This is a genomic window from Clavibacter tessellarius, assembly GCF_001618005.1.
In the GTDB taxonomy this organism is placed as follows: domain Bacteria; phylum Actinomycetota; class Actinomycetes; order Actinomycetales; family Microbacteriaceae; genus Clavibacter; species Clavibacter tessellarius_A.
In genome coordinates this window covers 47,200-67,606 of the sequence record NZ_LQXA01000036.1, presented here as the reverse complement: position 1 = coordinate 67,606, position 20,407 = coordinate 47,200, and the positions used below count along the sequence as shown (strand labels likewise).

The window sequence follows — 20,407 nt, the reverse complement described above, 5'->3', positions numbered from 1 at the left end:
GTCGAGCACGTCCAGGCCGCCGTCCACGTCGAGCACGTCGCCCGCGTCCACGATCACGTCCACCGTGTCGGCGTCCGTCCCGTCGAGGTCCGTCGTGTCGACATCCAGCGCGTCCACGACATCGACCACGTCGAGGTCCAGCGCGTCCAAGTCAGCGGCGTCCGTGTCGAGCACGTCCAGGCCGCCGTCCACGTCGAGCACGTCGCCCGCGTCGAGGACGTCCGCACCCGCATCGACGACGGCATCGGCGACGTCGACGACATCGAGGACGTCAGCATCGGTGTCGACCGTGTCCGCGTCGGTCCCGTCGAGGTCCGTCGTGTCCACATCCAGGGCATCCACGACATCGACCACGTCGAGGTCCAGCGCGTCCAAGTCGGCGGCGTCCGTGTCGAGCACGTCCAGGCCGCCGTCTACATCGAGCACATCGCCCGCGTCCACGATCACGTCCACCGTGTCGGCGTCCGTCCCGTCGAGGTCCGTCGTGTCCACGTCCAGCGCGTCCACCACATCGACCACGTCGAGGTCCAGCGCGTCCAGGTCAGCAGCATCCGTGTCGAGGACATCGAGGCCGCCGTCGACGTCGAGCACATCGCCCGCGTCGATCACATCAGCACCCGCATCCACGACCACATCCGCCACGTCGACGACATCCAACACGTCAGCATCCGTATCGACCGTGTCGACGTCCGTGCCGTCCAGGTCCGTCGTGTCCACGTCCAGCGCGTCCACCACATCGACCACGTCGACATCCAGGGCGTCGAGGTCAGCGGCATCTGTGTCGAGCACGTCCAGACCGCCGTCGACATCGAGCACATCGCCCGCGTCGAGCACATCAGCACCCGCATCCACGACCACGTCCGCCACGTCGACGACATCCAGGACATCGGCATCGGTGTCGATCGTGTCCGCGTCGGTCCCGTCGAGGTCCGTCGTGTCCACGTCCAGCGCGTCCACCACATCGACCACGTCGAGGTCCAGCGCGTCCAGGTCAGCGGCATCCGTGTCGAGCACGTCCAGGCCGCCGTCGACATCGAGCACATCGCCCGCGTCGATCACATCAGCACCCGCATCCACGACCACATCCGCCACGTCCACGACATCCAACACGTCAGCATCGGTATCGACCGTGTCGACGTCCGTCCCGTCGAGGTCCGTCGTGTCGACATCCAGCGCGTCCACCACATCGACCACGTCGACATCGAGAGCGTCCAGGTCAGCAGCATCCGTGTCGAGCACGTCCAGACCGCCGTCGACATCGAGCACATCGCCCGCGTCGATCACATCAGCACCCGCATCGACGACCACATCCGCCACGTCGACGACATCCAGGACATCGGCATCGGTGTCGATCGTGTCCGCGTCGGTCCCGTCGAGGTCCGTCGTGTCGACATCCAGGGCGTCCACGGCGTCGACCACGTCGAGGTCGAGAGCGTCCAGGTCAGCGGCATCCGCGTCGAGGAGGTCGAGGCCGTCGAGGTCGAGCACGTCGGCGTCCGCGGCATCCGCGTCGGCCGCGGGGGCCGCGATCGCGAAGGTCACCGACGTCGGGAGGCCCGTCTGCTCGCCGCCGACGCGCTGACGCGCGCTGGCGGTGAAGGTCCCGGAGGGCAGGTTCGCGAACAGCACGCGGTACCGCCCGGCTGTGGTGGCCGTGGTGGTCAGCGTCTGGTTCCCGACCGTCACGTCGACCTCGGCACCCGGCTCCGCCGTCCCCTCGACCGCGACCGTGGTGGTCCCGGCGGGGAAGGCCTGCGCGGGGTCCGGCGATGTGATGGCCACGGGCTGGACGGGTCCGACGACCGCGGCGTCCGCGCGGACGGTGGCCGACGCGAGGCTGACGGTCGGGCCGCCCGCGGTGGGCAGCAGCCCGATCCGCAGGGCGCTCACCGTGAACGAGCCGGCGTCGAGGCCGTCCGCGTCCGCGAAGTCGCCCGGCCGGTCCTGCGCGTTGACGGTCAGGCGGACTACGGAGTCGACCGCCGCGAGGACGGGGGCGACGGCGGTGAGCACGGCGCCGGTGGCGTTCGTCAGGCCGGTGACCACGCTCGTGCGGCTGACCGCGCCGCCGAGATCCGTGGCGAGCGCCGGGAGGAGCCCGGTCGTCAGGCCGGAGACGAGCGACTCCGTGAGCGCGGTCGTGAGGGTGAGGGGCGGCAGGAGGGCCGTGCCCGCGGTGCTGATGACCGGCGCCGAGTTGCCGGGACCGGTGGGGTTCACCAGGTTCGCGAGCGTGGTGTTCGTCGTGATCACGACGTCGCCGAGGTCCACGGCGGGCACGAGGACGCTGAGCCGCGGCGTCCCGATGTCGGTGCGGATCGTCAGCGCCACGGCGGTGGAGTCGAGCACCGCCTCGAGGAGGCGGTCGGGCAGCTGCCGCGTGAGGATGTCCGTCAGCGCGGCGTTCACGGCCTGCGTGAGCACCGCCGTAGTCAGCACGCGCGTGTCCGCCGGCTGGCCGTCGAGGGTCTGGATCGCGTCCAGGTCGAGCGTGAGCGTGCCCGTCCGGATGTCGATGGTCACCGCGCCGCTCGTGAGCGGCTGCGAGAGGACCGCGTCCACGGCCGCTTGCGCGTTGACCGTCGTGCGGAGGTCGGCCGTCGCGTTGGTCGTGTCGAGCAGCGGGACGCCGAGCGCCCGGGTGAGGATCCCGTCGAGCAGGCCCAGCGTCGCGGGCGAGACGACGGCGCGGGTCGAGAGGCCCGCGCTGACGCCGTCGACGGCGCCGACGAGGTTCGCGCGGAGGCCCTGGATGACCGGGCTGGTGATCGTCGCGTCCGCGGAGGCGATGCCGTACGAGCTCGTCGGCGTGGCGGCCCCGGTGTCCGTCGCGGTGGCCCCGAGCGCCCCGATCCGGAGGTCGAGGTCCGAGAGGACGCCGGCGACGCCCGCGGCCTGCAGCGTCGGCTGGAGGTCCAGCCGCGCCGCCTGGCCGGTGCCGCCGTTGACGGCGACGGCGCCCGAGTCCGTGACGGCGCCCGCGGCGGCGGTCGCGCCCGCGGTGCCGCTGGTGGACACCTGCCGGTCGGCGCCGGCGCGCACGCCGCTGAGGTCGAGGACGGAGCCGAGCGTGACGCCTGCCGAGACCTGCACCGCGGCGAGCTGCTGGAGGACGGATGCCGAGACCGGCCCGTCGAGGCTGGCGGGGTCGTTCGTCCCGCCGGGCGCGTACGCGGTGTACGCGCCGTCCAGGGCGACGGCCTGCGCGAGGCCGGTGAGCGTCACGAGACGCGCCTCCGCCTCGGACTGATCCCCCGCCGCCGCGCCAGCGGGCAGGACGCCCCCGAACGCGACGAGTGCCGCGGTGACCCCGAAGGCCGTCGCGGTCGCCAGCCTGCTTCTGCGGCTGGGCATGTGTAGAGCCATGTGCGTTCCCCTCGATTGCATGGCCGGCCGCGCTCGTGGGGCGCAGCCGTGCGTCCCGCGGGGCGGCCCCCACCACACCCACGGTCATCGAAGGTTCGCATCCGCCCCGGAGGGCGACAACACTGCTGCCTACTGATCTGCCCGGGGCCGGATGCGGTGCCGCTCCAGTAGTCGCCCCAGTGGCGCTACGGGGTGGCCGCCTGCGGGCGGGACGACGACGGGGCCCGTGATCCGGGCGGATCACGGGCCCCGTCGGGTGCCGGTGGGGAGGGCGGCGGGTCAGCCCGCGGTCGCCGCGAGCGACTGCCGGGCGATCTCGAGCTCCTCGTCGGTGGGGATCACGAGCACGGCGACGGGCGAGCCCTCGGGGCTCACGAAGCGGGCTTCCGAGCTGATGAGCTCGTTGCGGTCGTCGTCGATCCCGATCCCCATGAACTCCAGCCCCGCGAGCGACCGGCGGCGCACGAGCGGGTTGTTCTCGCCCACGCCCGCCGTGAAGACGACCGCGTCGACGCCGCCGAGCTGCGCCGCGTACGCGCCGACGTAGTGGCGGATCCGGTGCCGATACACCCCGAGCGCCGTCTGCGCGGCCTCGTCGCCGTCGGCCGCGGCGCGCTGCACGTCGCGCATGTCGCCGAGCCCGGTGAGCCCGAGCAGGCCGCTCCTGCGGTTGAGCAGCGTCTCGAGGTCGTCGAGCCCGAGGTCGGTGTGGCGGGCGAGGTGGAAGAGGATCGCGGGGTCGAGGTCGCCGGAGCGCGTGCCCATCACGAGGCCCTCGAGCGGCGTGAGGCCCATGGACGTGTCGATGGAGCGGCCGCCCTGCACGGCGGCGGCGGAGGCGCCGTTGCCGAGGTGCAGCACGATGATCCGCGTCTCCTCGAGCGGCTTCCCGAGCAGCCGGGCGGCCGCCTCGGACACGTACTTGTGGCTCGTGCCGTGGAACCCGTAGCGGCGGATGCGGTGCGCGGCCGCGAGCTCCCGGTCGATCGCGTACGTGTACGCCTCGGCCGGCAGCGTCTGGTGGAACGCGGTGTCGAAGACGGCCACGTGCGGCACGTCCGGGAACGCGGTCTGCGCCGCCTCGATCCCCTGGAGCGCGCCCGGGTTGTGCAGGGGCGCGAGCGCCGAGAGGTCGTCGATGTCGGCCTTCACCCGGTCGGTGACCACGGTCGGCTCGACGAACACGTCGCCGCCGTGCACCACCCGGTGGCCCACCGCGACGGGCGGGCCCTCCTCGAGCGACGGGCCGTGCTCGCCGAACGCGTCCAGCATCGCCTGGAACCCGGCCGTGTGGTCGGCGATGGGCAGCTCGCGCTCCCACGAGTCGCCGCCGGCCTTGTGCCGAGTGGATCCGGTCCCCTCGCCGATGCGCTCCACCAGGCCGGACGCGAGCACGGTCTCGGAGCCCATCTCGATGAGCTGGTACTTGAAGGACGACGATCCGGAGTTGACGACGAGGACGACGGGCACGGGTTCTCCTGGGGTGCGGGCGGGACGGGAGGTCGGACGGAGCTGGCGGGACGGACGGGCGCTCAGCCCGCCTCGATCCCCTCGGCCTGGATGGCGGTGATGGCGACGGTGTTGACGATGTCCTGCACGAGCGCACCGCGGGACAGGTCGTTGATGGGCTTGCGGAGGCCCTGCAGCACGGGCCCGATGGCCACCGCGCCGGCCGAGCGCTGCACGGCCTTGTACGTGTTGTTGCCGGTGTTGAGGTCCGGGAAGATGAACACCGTCGCGCGGCCGGCGACCGCCGATCCCGGCATCTTCGTGGCGGCGACCGCCGCGTCCGCCGCCGCGTCGTACTGGATCGGGCCCTCGACCGCGAGGTCGGGCCGCAGCTCCCGCACGCGCGCGGTCGCCTGGCGAACCTTCTCCACGTCGGCACCGGCGCCCGACTCCCCCGTCGAGTACGAGAGCATCGCGATGCGCGGCTCGATGCCGAACTGCGCCGCGGTCGCGGCCGACGAGATGGCGATGTCGGCGAGCTGGTCGGCCGTCGGATCCGGGTTCACGGCGCAGTCGCCGTAGACGAGAACGCGGTCGGCGAGCGCCATGAGGAACACGGACGAGACGACGGAGACGCCGGCGGTGGTCTTGATGATCTCGAAGCCCGGCCGGATCGTGTGCGCCGTCGTGTGCGCGGCCCCGGACACCATGCCGTCGGCGAGGCCGAGCTGCACCATCATCGTGCCGAAGTAGGAGACGTCGGTGACGGTCTCGCGCGCGATGTCGAGCACCATCCCCTTGTGCGCGCGGAGCTTCACGTACTCCTCGGCGAACCGCTCGCGGAGCACCGCGTCGAAGGGGCTGAGCACGGTCGCGCGGCCGATGTCGATGCCGAGGCCGATGGCGCGCGAGCGCACCTCGATCTCCTCGCCGAGGATCGTGACGTCGGCGATGCCGCGGCTGAGGATCGTGCCGGCGGCCCGCAGCACGCGGTCGTCGGTGCCCTCGGGCAGCACGATGCGCTTGCCTGCCTTCCGAGCGCGCTCGATGAGGCCGAACTCGAACATGAGCGGCGTGACGACGTCGGAACGGCTGACGTCGAGGAGCTCGAGCAGCCGGGACGTGTCGACGTGCTGCTCGAACGCGGCGAGCGCCGTGTCCATCTTCCGGGCGGACTCGGGCGAGAGCCGGCCGCGGGTCTGCGTGATGCGCTTCGCCGTCTCGTAGGTGCCGAGCTCGGTGGAGATGATGGGCAGGGTCTGGTCGAGGCCGGAGACGAGCGTCTCGATGGTGGGCGACAGCGCGAACCCTCCGTTGAGCACGATGCCCGCGACGGTGGGGAAGGTCTCGGAGGCGTGCGCGGTGAGCACGCCGAGGAGGACCTCGCTGCGGTCGCCGGGGATCACGACGATGGCGCCCTCGGTGAGGCGCGCGAGCACGTTCTCCATCGACATGGCCGAGACCACGACCCCGAGGGCCTCGCGGCGGAGGAGCGCGGGATCGCCCTTGACGAGCTCGCCGTCGACGGCGTCGAGGAGCTCGGCGACGGTGGGCGCCACGAGGAACGCGTCCTCGGGGATGGCCCACACGGGCACGTGCGGGGCCTGCGCGTGGAGGGAGGCGGGGATCGCCGCGGGGATGGCGGCCGTGATGGCGTCGAGCGCCTCCGGGTCGGCGCGGTTGACCACGATGCCGAGCAGCCCCGCGTGCGCGGTGACCAGCTCGGGGATCGCGAGGTCGGCGATCTGGCGCATCTCGTCGGGGCTGCGGCCACCCGACTCGTCCGTGCGGCGGCCCGTGAGCACGAGCAGGACGGGCGCGCCGAGGTTCGCGGCGATGCGCGCGTTGAAGGACAGCTCGGTGGGGCTGCCGACGTCGGTGTAGTCGCTGCCGACGATGACGACCGCGTCGCACTTCGCCTCGACGGCCTTGTAGCGCTCGACGATGCGGGAGAGGGCGGCCTCGGGATCCGCGTGCACGTCGTCGTAGGTGACGCCGACGCACTCGTCGTACTCGAGGTCGACGCCGTCGTGCGCGAGCAGCGCCTCGAGCACGTAGTCGCGCTCGACGATGGAGCGCGCGATGGGCCGGAACACGCCCACCCGCTGGATCTGGTGGGTCAGGGTGTCGAGCACGCCCAGCGCGACCGTCGACTTGCCCGAGTGCCCTTCGGCGGACGTGATGTAGATGCTCCGAGCCATGCGGCAAGCCTATGGGCGTCGCCTGCGCGGACGCCCGCCCGTGTTAAAAGGAGAAGACCCCTCGCGCACCTGCCAGAGCCCGGCTGCCCTTGCTGCGTCTCCGCCCTGGGGGAGTTCACCTGGATGGCACCACGCGAGGAGCCGACACCGAGTGTACCCGACCCGGGGCGCCCGTCGGTCGGCGGCGGCCCGCCCAGGAGCCGGTCACGATCCGCGCGTAGCGTGGAGCGCATGCGCATAGTCATCGCCGGAGGACACGGCCAGATCGCCCGACTGCTCGAACGACGCCTCGCCGATGCGGGCCACCAGCCCGTCGGCATCGTCCGCAACCCGGATCACGCGTCCGACCTCGCCGACGCGGGCGCCGAGGCGCTCGTGCTCGACCTCGAGAAGAGCGACGTCGACCAGGTCGCCGAGGCGCTCCGGGGCGCCGACGCCGTGGTCTTCGCGGCCGGCGGCGGCCCTGACTCCGGCCCCGAGCGCAAGCTCACCATCGACCGCGACGGCGCGATCCTGCTCGCCGACGCCGCCGAGCGCGCGGGCGTCACCCGCTACGTCATGATCTCGGCCATGGCCGTCGACGGCTTCGACCCCGACAGCGACGACACCTACGAGATCTACCAGCGCGCGAAGTCCGAGGCCGACGCCGACCTCCGGGCGCGCGACATCGACTGGACCATCGTCCGCCCCGGCGGCCTCACCGACGACGCCGGCACCGGCCGCGTGCAGGTCGGCACGTCCACGGGACGCGGCTCGATCCCCCGCGCGGACGTCGCCGAGATCGTCGCGACCGCGCTCATCGACGGCACGGGCGTCCGCGTCCAGTTCGAGGCGATCTCGGGCGAGGAGCCCGTCGCCGAGGCCATCGCGGGCCTCCGCTACTAGCGCGACCCGCACGGGCGCCCGGCGCCCATCCGGATGACGGCCCCCTCCTCCCCGGAGGGGGCCGTCATCCGCTTCCGGGCTTGCTGAGGCACCCGGGTCGTGCCGCACGCGACGCCACGGGTCGACGGCACCCGAAGCCGTCGTCCTCCCGCTGATCGCGCGCATGGTGCGCCGTGGCGCACCGTCCGGAGCATCCCCATGCCCGGACATGTGGAACACGTTAGGCACGCCGGATCGTGTCCCCCACAGTGCGGACTACTTATTTCCGCGGTCCGATCCATCAGTAAGGGCCGGTGTCCCTGGTCCGACCGCCGAGAACGGCGCAAGATGGGGGTCACACGGCCCGCTCCGCCTCGGGGGATGCAGCGCGGGCCACGCTTTCCGCGACGGGGGTCACATGAAGCAGATGACGCACAGCTACGGCAGGTCGAGCGCCCGCCCGGCGACGACGACGCCCGGGAAGGGAGGCCGCGCGCGCGACCTGGAGACGCTGGAGCGCTGGCTCGCCGCCGGCACCAGCGCCATCGTCACGGGCGCGGTCGGGTCCGGCCGCAGCCACGTAGCCGGCCGGGTCGCCGACGCCCTCACCCGCAACGGCCTCACGGTGATCCGGGCCCACGCCTCCACACCCGACCTCGCCGACGTCCTGCGCCGGGTCATCGAGCAGCTCCCCGGCCTCCGGGCGCCGCGGCCGCTGCCCGCCGCGCGTCCCGTGGTCGTGCTCGACGACGCCCACCTCCTCTCCCCGGAGATGCGCCAGGCGCTGGTGGAGGCGCGCGCCTCGGAGCGCTGCACGCTGCTCGTCACGATCGACGACACCGGCAGCGACGCGCGCCACCTCCGCGGATCCGCCGACGGCACCGATCCGCTCGTCCGCACGGCGCAGGCCGCGCACGAGATCCTCGGCCTGTGGCGCACCGGATACGCCGAGCGGCTCGACCTCGCGCCCCTCGATGCGGCGGAGGTCGACGCGATGATCGACTCCCTCGCCGGCTCCGTCGCGCTCGACCAGGCGACGCGCGTGCAGATCCAGCGCCGCAGCGGCGGCCGCCCGTTCCTCGTGCGCGAGCTGACGTTCGAGGCGCTGGAGACGGGCGCCAGCGCGCGCTCCGTGAGCGGCTACGCGTTCCCGAGCGCGAACGCGCCCCGGGCGCGGATCCTCGAGCTCGTCTCCTCGAGGGTGGCCCCGCTCGGCGACGACGAGCGCGCGACGCTCGTGCTCCTGGCGCGCCTCGACGGCGTGCCCTACCAGCGCGCCGCGCGGCTGTTCGGCGAGACCGTCCTCCGCGTCCTCGGCGCGCGCGGCCTCGCCCGCGTGCAGGCGCAGGGCGACATGATCCTCCGCGCCGACCTGCTGGAGGCGGAGGCGGCGCTCGCCCGCACCGACCCCGGTGCGGTCGACGGCCTCACGCGCCGCGTCGTGCGGTCCCTCCTCCAGGAGGCCGCGCACGGCGTGCCGCTCAGCCCCAAGGAGAGCCTGCTCATCGCGCGCACGCTCTCCGAGGAGGACCGGGCCGCCGCGGTCGACCGCTTCGGCGCCGCCACGCTCGCGGCCGTGCACCTCGTCGCCGCGCGCCTGGCCAACGACGTGGGCATGACCCACGACGCGCTGGCCTTCGCGGCGATCGCGGCCGACGGCGGATCCGCCGCCTACGCCGCCTGCGAGACCTCGCGCGCCCTCACCGTCCTCGGGAACCCTGTGCGCGCCGTCGAGGTTCTCGACGCCGTGGGCACCGCGGGGCTGACCGCGCGCGAGGGAGTCGAGCTGCTGCACGTGCGCATCGTCGCCACGCACGCGGTGCTGCCGGGCACCGACCGGATGCGCTCCATCCTCGAGGCCGCCCACGCGGATCCCGACGCCGACGCCGACGTCCGCGCCGAGGCCGACGCCATCGCCGCCGCGATGGCGCTCGGCCTCATGGACTGGGAGGGCGCGCTCGCGCAGGCCCGCGCGGCGGCGGAGCGCGCCACGAGCACGCTCGTCCGCCTCCGGGCGCACCGCACCGTGGTCCTCGCGCTCGGGCACCTCGGACGCGGCGCCGATCTCGGGGAGGCCATCGACGCCGGCCTCGCCCTCCTGTCCGACCGGGAGGACCGGCGCGGCACGTACGACGACATCCTGCTCGAGGAGGCCCGACTGGAGCTGCTCTCGGCGAGCGCGTTCAGCCGCCGGCTCTGCCGCCTCGACCTGCCCGACCTCGAGCGCGAGCTCGACACGTGGGTCGAGTCGGCCATCGCGCAGGACGCGCAGTGGTTCATCCCCGTCCTCGGCGCGATCACGGGCGGCGTGGCCCTCGACCTCGGCCGGCTCGACCGCGCCGAGGCGGAGCTGACGCTCGCCGACGACCGCCTCATCGGCCCGGACATCGGCACGTGGCGGCTCTGGATCGGCATGCAGCGCGCCCGCGTGCTGGCGCTCCGCGGCCGCGCCGACGAGGCCGAGCGCATCGCCACGGACATCGCGCACCGGGCGGATCCGCGCTACCCGTACCAGCGCATGCTCGCGGAGGGCGTGCGCGTGGAGATCCTCGCCGCCCGCGGCCGGTCGGACGAGGCGGCGACGCTGCTCCTCGACGTCGGCGACCTCAGCGGCGAGGCGCACGCGCTCCGAGCGGGCATGCTCTTCCGGGCCTGGGCGCTCGGATCCGAGGATCCGCGCCTGGTCGAGGGCGCGCGCCGCGTCCGCGACCGCACCGACGTGCCCGCCCTGCACGGCATGGCCGAGGTCGTCGAGGGATCCCGCACGGGCGACCCGGAGCTGCTCGAGCAGGGCATGCGCACGCTCGAGGCGGCCGGCCTCGCGGTGCAGGCGCGGGCGGCGTGCGAGGACCTCGTGCGGATGCTCGCCGACGACGTGCCCGCCCTCTCCCACGCGCGCGCGGCGCTCGGCCGGATCCAGTCGCGCATCGACCGGGGCTCCCCCGCGGCGTCCGCGACGGCCGTCGCGCCCGTGCTCGACGTGAGCATGCTCACTCGGCGGGAGCTGGAGATCGGGGTGCTCGCGGCGCAGGGCCTCAGCAACCGGGAGATCGCGGGACGCCTGTTCCTGTCGGTGCGCACGGTCGAGTCGCACCTCTACCAGGCGCGCGCGAAGCTCGGCGCGCCCTCGCGTCGGGCGCTCGCCGGGCTGCTCGACACCCCGGGTGCATCGACCCTGCTCGCGGGCAGGTAGTATCGACGGGTGCCGCGACGTTCCTGACGCCTGCGGCACGCGTCATGGAGGATTCGCCTAGTGGCCTATGGCGCACGCTTGGAAAGCGTGTTGGGTGAAAGCCCTCAGGGGTTCGAATCCCCTATCCTCCGCCAGACACACGAGAGCCCCGACGGACCAGCGGTCCGGCGGGGCTCTCGTCGTACGGGAGCCTCCTCGAGGTCCTCGCTCGGCCAGCTACCGCTGGCCGTCCCCCCGCGCCCGACGCCTGCGTCGCGCGAACCAGGCCACCCACGACGCGGCCAGCACGACCTGCACGAAGAAGATCACCGGAGCGTCGCCGCTCGCGGTGGCGAGCGGGATGAACACGGCGACCGGCAGGATCACCAGCACCGCGAGCCCGATTCGGAAAATCCAGGTATCGCGCGTCATCTTGTCATCGGCCATTACCTCATCCACCTTTCAGGTCAATTGCACTGTTCACCGTCGTAAACGAACGGATTGAACGTACCGAAGTTCGAGAATAGAAATCCGACGCACTGGTTGTGATTGTCAGCGTACACAGCAGTCGCGCCGATGGCCGCTGCGGCGATACCACATGCAGCGATAGCCTCGGGCCCCGCGAGACCGCAAGCGCCCGTTGCACCACCGACAGCGATGATTCCCGCCGTCGCAAGGTCATGAGTCTCGCTGTGGTTGAAGTAGATGGAGCAGTACCCGATACCGCAACCGGTTGACGGGTCCGCGACCACCGGGAACATCGCGTCACCTGTCTCGACATGCTGGATGAGCACGTTGCCCGAGATCGAGTAGGAGGTCTTAAGGGACCTTCCGGAGGCGTCTCGAGCCCAGGGTGCCTCCAGGAAGTTCAGGAAACGACCGGATGCGTCCGTGACGGCCACTCCTCCGTCGGGCTGGATTATGAGCCGATCGCCTCGCCCACCGATCTGAAAAGCAAAATCCTGGGGTGCGGCCGCGTCGCCTATAGCGATGAAGGCTGCCGCCGTTCCTCGCGTGTTCGCTCCGACGACCACTCCAAAGTCGTCTGCATCGAATGCCTTCGTATCGCCATCCATCACAGAGGGCGCACTGAGGCCGTTCATCTTGGGCACTATCGCGACCGGTTCTGCGCTCGCGGCCACAGTACCTGCCTGGCGTTGGACGTCCACGCCATGAAATTGCTCGTCAGCGTGACCGAGGACTCCGCGCCCGTCAACCACGGAGAATGCGTCGAACCTTTCTTCCGCATGTGCAGGAACACTCCCCGCGCTGAACATCGCGATCGCCGCGACGATCGCGAGAGCCGCCTTGGGCCCATTCCATTTAGACAAGCGCATAAATCCTCCACGAGAACTCGAGCGATGGCCGCCGCCGCCGCTGGCCGACGATTTTTCACAAAGTTAGCTCCCGCATGTCACACTTTGGGGGGACTTGCGAAGAGCTGGCACTGATGATGGGCGTATCGCACTCGTGGCCATCCGGAGCGCATGGGTGAGAGATCTCGGGGCTGACACCCGTTGTTCTCCGCCACCCCGCACGACGTAGGAGCCGGTTGGCAAAGCCACGTGCGCCTCTCCTTTGTGCGCCGTGCGCGGCGCCTGCGTCGCGAACCAGGCGAACCATGACGCGACCAGCACCATCGGCAGGAAGGAGAACGCCGCGGCGTCGCCGGTCGAGGAAGACAGCGGCAGGAACACGACGAACGGGAGGAGGAGCACGAGCACCACCACTCCCGTCCGGAAGATCCGGGTGTCACGCCTCATCTCGTCCCCCGCCATGCGCCACCCGTCTTCCGTCCTCTCGCAGTCTCTCTCGTCGCGGATGAGCGGGTCACTCGCGCTCCCCAGCCGTCGGCGTGGGCGCCGCTCCCGGATCGCGCCCGCGCCGCGCCACACGCCGCAGCCGCCGCGTGCACCCCAGCAGGCCGCCCGTGTCCCCCATAGGGCCGATGCCCGGCGCAGGCGCGCGCGCCTAGGCTTGACGGGACGCCCCGTCCGCGCATCCGCGGTCGCCCGCGCGCCGCGCGGCCGGGCACGGGGCGGGCGGACGCGGGGACGGCGTCGGACCAGGACCGGAGGCGACGTGCAGCACCGCGGGACGGACGAGGGCGAGCGCACCCTCACGCTCATCCGACCGCGTCGCGACCTGCTCCGGCAGCTCGGCTCCGCGACCCTCGCGCTGGTGGTGCCGCTCGGCGCCGCGCTCCTCGTGCTCGCCATCCGGTCGGGCAACGCCGCGGCCGTGCTCATCGGGATGGGCGCCGTGGCGCTGGTCGCGTCGGTGCTCGCGATCCTCTACCGGTCCTCCTACCTGCGCATCGACCCCGCGTCGGGCGACGTCGAGGCGCGATTCCTCGGACGACGCACGAGCGTGCGCGGGCGCGACGTGCACGAGGTCGTGGTGGTGCACGTCTACCAGGGCCTGACCCTCGACACGCAGCCGCGGCTCTTCGCCCTCGACGCGGACGGGCGCCTCCTCCTCCGGCTGGACGGGCGCGTGTACGACCTCTGCATGATGCACGCGATGGCCGCCGAGCTCGACCGGCCCCTCGTCGAGCAGACCAAGGTGGTGACCATGGCGCAGCTGCGCGCGACCCGGCGCGGGATCCTGCCCTGGTACGAGCGGTCGCGCGTCGCCCTCGCGGGGGCGCTCGTGCTGCTCGGCCTCGGCGTCGTCGCCGCGGTCGTCGGGATCATGGCGCTGACGGGCGTGCCCGTCGCCCTGCGGCTGTGACCGGCGCCGGGGAGCGCGCGTCCGCGGAGAGCGCGCTCGCGCCGTACCGCGCGCGGTGGCGGCTGGATCCGGACGGCGCGGTCGTCGTCACGCCGAGCAGCGTCCTCGCGCCCGTCCGCCGCGACGGCGCGCGCCTGATGCTCAAGGTGCCCCTCGTGGACGAGGAGCGCCGCGGCAGCCGGCTCCTCGCGGCGTGGTCGGGACGCGGGGCCGTGCGCGTGCACGCGGCGGACGACGGGGGTGCGGTGCTCATGTCGCGCGCCGAGGATCCTGGCCTGCTGGTGCGCGAGGCGTCGGCCGTCGGGCCGGACGCGGAGGCGCGCGACGAGCGGGCCACGCGGATCCTCGTGCGCACCGCCCGGCGCCTCCATTCCGTGGCCGTGCCCGACGGGGTGCGCGCGGAGGCGGTGCCGCTCGCGACGTGGGCGCGCGAGCTGCTCGAGCCCGAGCGCCCGCTCCCCCGCGCGTTCGACCGGGGACGCGACGTGCTGCGCGAGCTGCTCGGCGGATCGCCCGGGGAGGCGGTGCTCCACGGCGACGTGCACCACGGGAACGTCTTGCGCTTCGGCGACGGCGACGGCGACGGCGCGGACGGCGCGGACGGCTCGGATGGCGACGCGGCCGATGACGCCTGGCGCGCCATCGACCCGAAGGCCCTCCGCGGGGATCCCGGCTTCGACACCGCGAACGTCCTCTGCAATCCGACGCTCGCGATCGCCCTGCGCCCGGGGCGGCTCGCCCGACGGGCCGCCGTCATCGCCGAGGAGACGGGCCGCGACCTCGACGACGTGCTCGCGTGGGCAGAGGCCTGGTGCGCGCTGTCGGCGGCGTGGGACGTCGGCGATCCGTCGCGTCGCGAGCGCGTCGCGGCGCTGGGCCGGCTGGGCGCGGCCGCCCGGGCGCTGCGGCCCGCGCGCTCCTAGGCGGCCGGGTCGCGCTCGGCCGGCGACGGGACCCGGTCCGCCCCCGGCGTCGTCCGCCCGATCGCGTCGGAGGTCCGACCGGCGACCGCGCCGAGCGCGCGCTCGAGCGGCCCGCGGCCGAGGATCCGGGTCCACAGCAGGCAGAGCACGAGCGTCACGACGACGAACGCCAGGTAGGCGCCGTCGTCCGCGATGAGGTCGCCCTCCGGCGCCACGAGGTCGATGATGACGATGTGCACGGCGTACACCGTGAGCGCGAGCTGCCCCACCGCCTCCAGGGGCACGAGCACGACGGGCAGGAGGGCGGCGGCGCGCAGGCACAGGCCGATGACCGCGACGGCGACGCCGCCGGATCCCACGACCTCGAACGGCGACCCCTCGTGCGGCAGCGTGGAGAGGATGAACTCCCACCCCGGTGGCGGCGCGGGGAGCGCGGCCTCGAGGAGCGCCGACCCGCCGTAGGCCAGCACCGCGAGGCCCGCGCCGACCGTGACGAGCAGCAGCTGCACGCGCGGCGACCCGAGGGCCAGCCGACCGATCCCGAGCCCCGCGATCGCGAACGCCACCCACGTGAGCGCCGGGTAGTGGCCGGTGACGACCAGGATCACGAACGGGTCCGGCCGCATGAGGGCGGCGTCGAAGTGGATGGCGAGGGCCGTCGTCGCCACCGGCAGCACGACGGCGGCGCCCGCCGCGAGCGCGAGCAGCCGGGACGCGCGCCAGCGCAGGAGCGGCAGCAGCGCGACGAAGAGCACCGCGTACACCTCGAGGATCACGGCGACGTAGGTCTGCAGCGCGGCCAGCAGCCCGCCGAGCAGGAAGAGGCACGCGGCGCGCACGAGGATCCGCAGCCGCACCCGCGCGAGGCCGGCCCCGTCGACGGGGCGGTCGCGTCCGGACATGAGCGCGATGGAGACGCCCGCGAGCGTCGCGAAGAGGATGGACGAGCGGCCGTCCGCGATCGCCAGCCACGACGCCGGGTCGTCGAGCGCGAGCGTGCGCGGCAGGGCGACGTGCGCCGCCATCATCCCGAGCACGGCGAGACCCCGCGCCGCGTCGACCCCGCGGAGGCGGGCCGGATCGCGGGCGGCGCTCATGGCCTCACCCTACCCAGCGCTCCCGCCGACGCCCGGGCCTCAGTTCGTGAGCGCCGGCACCGTGCGCGGCTGCACGATGAGCCACATCGAGAGGATCGAGACCAGCGCGCACGCGCCCATCACCGACGCCATGGGCACGCCCGAGGTGATGCCGAGCACGCCGACGATGGGCGAGATCGCGCCCGCCAGGCCGAAGTTCACGGCGCCGAGCAGCGACGCCGCCGTGCCCGCCTCGTGCCCGTGGTTGACGAGCCCCAGCACCTGCACGCACGGGAAGCCGAAGCCGCAGGCGAGGATGAAGAAGAACAGCGGGATCAGCGTCCCGAGGAGCCCCGCGTCGGTGAAGGTGCCGAGCAGCACGATGGCCGCCGACGCCGCGAACTGCACGACGACCACGCCCGCGAGGATCCACTGCGGCCCCACGCGCTTCGTCATGCGCGCCGCCACCTGGTTGCCGATCACGATGCCGAGCGAGTTGACGCCGAAGAGGATCCCGAACTGCTGCGCGTCGAACCCGTACACGTCCTGGAACAGGAACGACGAGCTGGAGAGGTAGGAGAAGAGGCCGGCGAACTGCATGCCGCCGATGATCGCGACGCCCACGAACACGCGGTCCCTGAGCACGTTCCGGTAGCGGCGGAGCAGCGCGCCCTTCTCCTCGACCACGAGGTCCTCCCGCGGCAGCGTCTCGACGATGAGGAACACCACGGCGACCACGACGGCGATGCCGTAGGCGGCGAGCGCGTAGAAGACGCCGCGCCAGTCGACGATGCGGAGCAGCTGCGACCCGATGACCGGCGCGAGGATGGGCGCGAGCCCCGTCACGAGCGCCAGGCGCGACAGCATCCGGACGAGCGGGCGCCCGCCGAAGAGGTCGCGGACCATGGCCATGGCCACGACCGCGCCCGCCGCGGCGCCCGCGCCCTGGAGCACGCGGAAGACGAGCAGCATCGAGACGTCGGTGGACAGCGCCGCGCCGAGCGACGCGAGGATGTGGCCGATCGAGGCGACGATGAGCGGCAGGCGGCGTCCGACCCGGTCGCTCCAGGGGCCGACCACGAGCTGGCCGAGCGCGAAGCCGACGGTCGTGCCCGTCAGGGTGAGCTGGATCGCCGCGTCGGTGACGCCGAACTCGTCCTTCAGCACCGGGAAGGCCGGCAGGTAGAGGTCGATCGTGAAGGGCCCGAGGCCGACGAGGGCACCCAGCACGATGATGTAGACGATGCGCTCGCGGCGGGAGAGCGCGTCGCCGGGGTGGATGGCGGCAGACGACACGGGGCGTTCCTTCGGGAGGAGAGGGGGCGCGGGGCGCCGAGGACGGGGCGTGCGGCGTGGACCGCCTCGAGGTCCAACGGACCCCCGCCCGGCTTATTCCCAGCCGGAAGAATTGCGTTCCCGCTCCCGCCAGCCGCTCCCGCCGGCCGCCTCCCGCCGGCCGCCTCCCGCCGTCCCCGTCAGCGCCGCAGCGCCCGGACCACCCGCTCCACGTCGTCCTCGTCGTTCCAGAGGTGGAACGCGATGCGCGCCCGGCCCGCACGACCGGAGGCGACGATCCCCGCGGCGCCCAGCCGCGAGAGGTCGGTCCCGTCCGCGTCCGGCCACGTCACGATCGCCTGCCCGCGCGGCTCGATGCCGAGGCCCGCGCTCACGAGGTCGCCGAGCTCGGCGTTCCTGCGGTGCACGGCGTCGAGGTCGAGGCGCGCGAAGAGGGCGATCGCCGGCGCCGCGCCCACCCACGCGCCGAACGCGGGCGACAGGTCGAACGCGCGCGCGTCCTCGGCGAGCGCCATCGCCGGTCCGTAGCAGGACGCCCACACGTCGGCGCCCGCGTACCAGTTGGCCTGCACGGGCACGAGGGTCCGGCGGTAGCGGTCGGACAGCGTGAGGAACGCGGCGCCGCGGGGAGCGCAGAGCCACTTGTAGGCGTGGCAGGCGGTCGCGTCGAAGAGGCTCGCGTCGACGGGCATCGCGCCGGCCGCCTGGGTGGTGTCGCACAGCGTGAAGGCGTCGTGGATCCGCGCGGCCTCCCGGATCGCGGCGACGTCGGCGACCCGGCCGTCCGCGGACTGCACGAGCGAGAAGGCCACGAGGTGCGTGCGCGGCCCGATCTCCCCGGCCAGCTCCTCGAGCGGCACGTGCCGGACGACGACGCCGCGCGCCTCCGCCACCACGAACGGGTAGGTGAGCGAGCTGAAGTCGCCCGCGACGCACAGCACCTCGGCGCCCGCGGGGACGGCCGCCGCGAGCACGCTCACGAAGGCGGCGGTCTGCGAGCCGATGGCGACGGATCCGACGGGCACGCCCACGAGCCCCGCGTACGACGCGCGCACGCCCTCGACGACGCCGCCGTAGCCGTGCGCGGTGGATCCGCCGGCCGACCACTGCGTGAGGTCGTCGCGGAGGCGGGCGACCGTCTCCCGCGTGGGCAGGCCCATGGTGCAGGCGGAGAGGTAGCCGGGGCCGGCCTCGAACAGGTCGCGGTGGTCCGCGAGGTCCGGCATGGCGGCGGGGGCGGGGATGGCGGTCGGCATGCCTCCAGCGTGACGACCGCGCATCCGCCGAGCAAGCCCTCTGACGGCATGAGACGCATAAGCGCCGGTTATGCTCCCCGCATGACGGATGCCCCACCCACCGGTCGCGACCTCGACTCGGCCTCGCTGCAGGCCGTGCACGCGCTCGCGGTCCGCGGATCCGTGACCGCCGCCGCCGCGTCGCTCGGCGTGAGCCAGCCCGCCCTCTCGCAGACCCTCCGGCGGCTGGAGGCCCGCATCGGCACGGCCGTGACGGCCCGCTCCGGCCGCGGCGTCGTGCTCACCGAGGCGGGGCGCGTCCTCGCCCGGCACGCCGCGACCGTCGTGCACGCGATGGAGCGGGCCGCCGACGAGCTCGACGACCTGCGGGGGCTCCGCGCCGGCACCGTGCGCGTGGCCGCCTTCCCCTCCGCCTCCTCGACGGTCGTGCCGCGGCTGCTCGGCGGGCTCGCCGCCGCGCACCCCGGCCTCTCGTTCGGCTACCTCGAGGCCGAGCCGCCCGAGGCCGTCCAGGCCGTGCGGGCGCGCGAGGCCGACGTCGCCGTGACCTTCGCCTACCCGGACGACCCCGACGATCCGGCGGCCGGCGCCCTCGACGGGCTCGACGTGCGGCCGCTCTGGCGCGAGACGCTGTGGGCGGTGCTTCCCGAGGCGCGCGCCCTGCGGCACCGCGGGCCGCTCGCGCTCCGCGACCTCGCCGACGACCGGTGGATCGCCGGCTGCGTCCGCTGCCGCCGCCACCTCGTGAGCGCGTGCGCCCGCAGCGGCTTCGCGCCGGCGACGTCGTTCGAGACCGACAACGCGGCCGCCGCCGTCGGCATGGTGCACGCGGGCCTCGGGGTCGCGCTGCTGCCGTCGCTCGCGCTCGCCACCGCGCCGCTCCCCCGCGGCGTCGTGCGGCGGCGGATCTCGGGGGTCGGCGAGCGCACGACGCACGCGGTCACGGCGCCCGGCGGCCTCGGATCCACGGCCGTGCGCGCCGCCGTCGACGCGCTGGCCCGGCTCCGCGTGGGCGACTGGGAGCTCCGCCGAGCCTGATCCGGCCGGCTGCCACCACGGCCGCGCGAGCCCCGCCACTGGCGCGATGTCGGAGGGTGTCCGTAGTGTTCGTCGGGTATGCCTCCGGCGCCCGCCGGCGGCACCACGACATGAGGGACGAGAGCGCATGCCGGTCGAGCCGGGCGACGAGATGCAGGACGAGGTCCAGGCCTCCGGCGGATCCACGGAGCGGCCCAACCGTCACCTGCAGCGCAGCCACTCGGAGCAGGCCCGGTACCTCTCGGCGTACTTCGGCTGGAGCCTGCACGGCGACGCCATCCGCTGGCACGGCCTGCTCGTCTCCATGTACGTGGAGGACCTGGCCGACACCATGGTCGCGCTCGGGTGGCTCGACCCCTCCGGCATCCTCTGGGATGCGGTGCCGGTCGACGCTGACCGGGCCGTCGCCGCGGTGCGCGAGCACCAGGCCGCGCAGGGCTGGGTGCCGCCCGGCGCCCCCTGATGACGTCACCCTCCGTGCGCGCTGTGCGTGCGCCGACCCGCCGGGTCGCTCCTCCAGGACGCGAGTAGCGTCCGAGGGGATCAGGCCGTCGGGGGACGAGCTCCCGCGGGCGGCCAGGAGGACACATGACGGACCACGATGGAGCGCTGCTCGACCGCGACATGGGCCTGCTGCTCGCAGCGGCGTCCCGAGCGGTGATCTCGCTCTATCGGCCGCTCCTCAAGCCCTACCACCTCACGCATCCGCAGTACCTCGTGATGCTCGCCCTCCACGAGGAGGACCCCCGCCGCGCGGGCGACCTCAGCGAGGCCGTGCAGCTCACCCCGGGCACCCTGTCCCCGCTGTTCAAGCGGCTGGAGCTGCTCGGCTACATCACCCGCCAGCGCGATCAGGCCGACGAGCGCCGCCTCCTCATCGGGCTCACCGACCGGGGCCGCGAGATCCTGCCCGACCTGCTGCGCGTCGCCGCGACCGTGCACGACGTGGTGGTCGACCGCAGCGGCGCCGACTCGAGCGCCCAGGCGCGCCTGCGCAGCATGACGGACCTGCTGCTCGACGCCTGAAGGCCCG

The 20,407-nt window shown here is 73.5% G+C and carries 15 protein-coding genes, 1 tRNA gene and 1 other RNA gene; 8 read left to right on the top strand and 9 right to left on the bottom strand.

The features are described 5' to 3' along the window. The 4 genes from AWH51_RS10415 to ffs all read right to left on the bottom strand — a co-directional run. On the bottom strand, nucleotides 1-3,354 hold a 3,354-nt coding region (locus AWH51_RS10415), incomplete at its 3' end, for a choice-of-anchor G family protein (RefSeq protein WP_063072006.1). A gap of 291 nt (nucleotides 3,355-3,645) precedes the next feature. Next, the gene (locus AWH51_RS10410; RefSeq protein ID WP_063072005.1) at nucleotides 3,646-4,836 is read right to left on the bottom strand and encodes an acetate/propionate family kinase; all 1,191 of its coding nucleotides are present in this window, start codon (nucleotides 4,834-4,836) and stop codon (nucleotides 3,646-3,648) included. 62 nt (nucleotides 4,837-4,898) lie between these two features. Continuing rightward, nucleotides 4,899-7,016, bottom strand: coding sequence for a phosphate acetyltransferase (gene pta / locus AWH51_RS10405; RefSeq protein WP_063072004.1), 2,118 nt, complete (start codon nucleotides 7,014-7,016; stop codon nucleotides 4,899-4,901). A gap of 49 nt (nucleotides 7,017-7,065) precedes the next feature. Then, nucleotides 7,066-7,162, bottom strand: an RNA gene (gene ffs, locus AWH51_RS10400) — signal recognition particle sRNA small type. 85 nt (nucleotides 7,163-7,247) lie between these two features. Between ffs and AWH51_RS10395 the strand changes: the two genes are divergently transcribed. The 3 genes from AWH51_RS10395 (at nucleotide 7,248) to AWH51_RS10385 (ending at nucleotide 11,207) form a co-directional block, all read left to right on the top strand. Next, a complete protein-coding gene (locus AWH51_RS10395) occupies nucleotides 7,248-7,901 on the top strand; it encodes an SDR family oxidoreductase (RefSeq protein ID WP_063072010.1) in 654 nt (217 codons plus the stop codon). Between the two features lie 397 nt (nucleotides 7,902-8,298). Next, nucleotides 8,299-11,073 (top strand): helix-turn-helix transcriptional regulator, encoded by a 2,775-nt coding sequence (locus AWH51_RS10390; RefSeq protein ID WP_063072003.1) that lies wholly within the window; start codon nucleotides 8,299-8,301, stop codon nucleotides 11,071-11,073. Nucleotides 11,074-11,119: 46 nt separating this feature from the next. Next, nucleotides 11,120-11,207: transfer RNA gene (locus tag AWH51_RS10385), tRNA-Ser, on the top strand. 82 nt (nucleotides 11,208-11,289) lie between these two features. Here the strand turns inward: AWH51_RS10385 and AWH51_RS10380 are convergent. Beyond that, on the bottom strand, nucleotides 11,290-11,499 hold the full coding sequence (locus AWH51_RS10380) for a hypothetical protein (RefSeq protein WP_063072002.1): 210 nt from the start codon (nucleotides 11,497-11,499) through the stop codon (nucleotides 11,290-11,292). A gap of 20 nt (nucleotides 11,500-11,519) precedes the next feature. Continuing rightward, complete coding sequence (locus tag AWH51_RS16055) at nucleotides 11,520-12,383, bottom strand: hypothetical protein (protein WP_131798127.1); 864 nt, start codon at nucleotides 12,381-12,383, stop codon at nucleotides 11,520-11,522. Between the two features lie 751 nt (nucleotides 12,384-13,134). Between AWH51_RS16055 and AWH51_RS10370 the strand changes: the two genes are divergently transcribed. Together AWH51_RS10370 and AWH51_RS10365 are read left to right on the top strand one after the other, a co-directional pair. After that, on the top strand, nucleotides 13,135-13,785 hold the full coding sequence (locus tag AWH51_RS10370; protein WP_063072000.1) for a hypothetical protein: 651 nt from the start codon (nucleotides 13,135-13,137) through the stop codon (nucleotides 13,783-13,785). Then, nucleotides 13,782-14,708, top strand: coding sequence for an aminoglycoside phosphotransferase family protein (locus AWH51_RS10365; RefSeq protein ID WP_063071999.1), 927 nt, complete (start codon nucleotides 13,782-13,784; stop codon nucleotides 14,706-14,708). Before AWH51_RS10370 ends, AWH51_RS10365 begins: the two co-directional genes overlap by 4 nt. Here the strand turns inward: AWH51_RS10365 and AWH51_RS10360 are convergent. The 3 genes from AWH51_RS10360 to AWH51_RS10350 form a co-directional block, all read right to left on the bottom strand. Next, entirely contained in the window at nucleotides 14,705-15,805 is a 1,101-nt protein-coding gene (locus AWH51_RS10360) for a heparan-alpha-glucosaminide N-acetyltransferase domain-containing protein (protein WP_063071998.1), read from the bottom strand. The two genes, AWH51_RS10365 and AWH51_RS10360, sit on opposite strands and share 4 nt — an antisense overlap. 39 nt (nucleotides 15,806-15,844) lie before the next feature. Next, nucleotides 15,845-17,080 carry a multidrug effflux MFS transporter gene (locus AWH51_RS10355; protein WP_063071997.1) on the bottom strand — a complete coding sequence of 412 codons (1,236 nt, stop codon included), beginning with the start codon at nucleotides 17,078-17,080 and terminating at the stop codon, nucleotides 15,845-15,847. Nucleotides 17,081-17,259: 179 nt separating this feature from the next. Continuing rightward, entirely contained in the window at nucleotides 17,260-18,336 is a 1,077-nt protein-coding gene (locus tag AWH51_RS10350) for an aminotransferase class V-fold PLP-dependent enzyme (RefSeq protein WP_254654535.1), read from the bottom strand. Between the two features lie 81 nt (nucleotides 18,337-18,417). Here AWH51_RS10350 and AWH51_RS10345 point away from each other — a divergent pair, with 81 nt between their 5' ends. The 3 genes from AWH51_RS10345 to AWH51_RS10335 all read left to right on the top strand — a co-directional run bounded on the left by AWH51_RS10345 (nucleotide 18,418) and on the right by AWH51_RS10335 (nucleotide 20,400). Further along, the gene (locus AWH51_RS10345; protein ID WP_063071996.1) at nucleotides 18,418-19,374 is read left to right on the top strand and encodes a LysR family transcriptional regulator; all 957 of its coding nucleotides are present in this window, start codon (nucleotides 18,418-18,420) and stop codon (nucleotides 19,372-19,374) included. A 127-nt stretch (nucleotides 19,375-19,501) separates the two neighbouring features. Further along, nucleotides 19,502-19,837 (top strand): hypothetical protein, encoded by a 336-nt coding sequence (locus tag AWH51_RS10340; RefSeq protein WP_063071995.1) that lies wholly within the window; start codon nucleotides 19,502-19,504, stop codon nucleotides 19,835-19,837. 125 nt (nucleotides 19,838-19,962) lie between these two features. Next, nucleotides 19,963-20,400 (top strand): MarR family winged helix-turn-helix transcriptional regulator, encoded by a 438-nt coding sequence (locus AWH51_RS10335; RefSeq protein ID WP_063071994.1) that lies wholly within the window; start codon nucleotides 19,963-19,965, stop codon nucleotides 20,398-20,400. The last annotated feature ends 7 nt before the right edge of the window (nucleotides 20,401-20,407 follow it).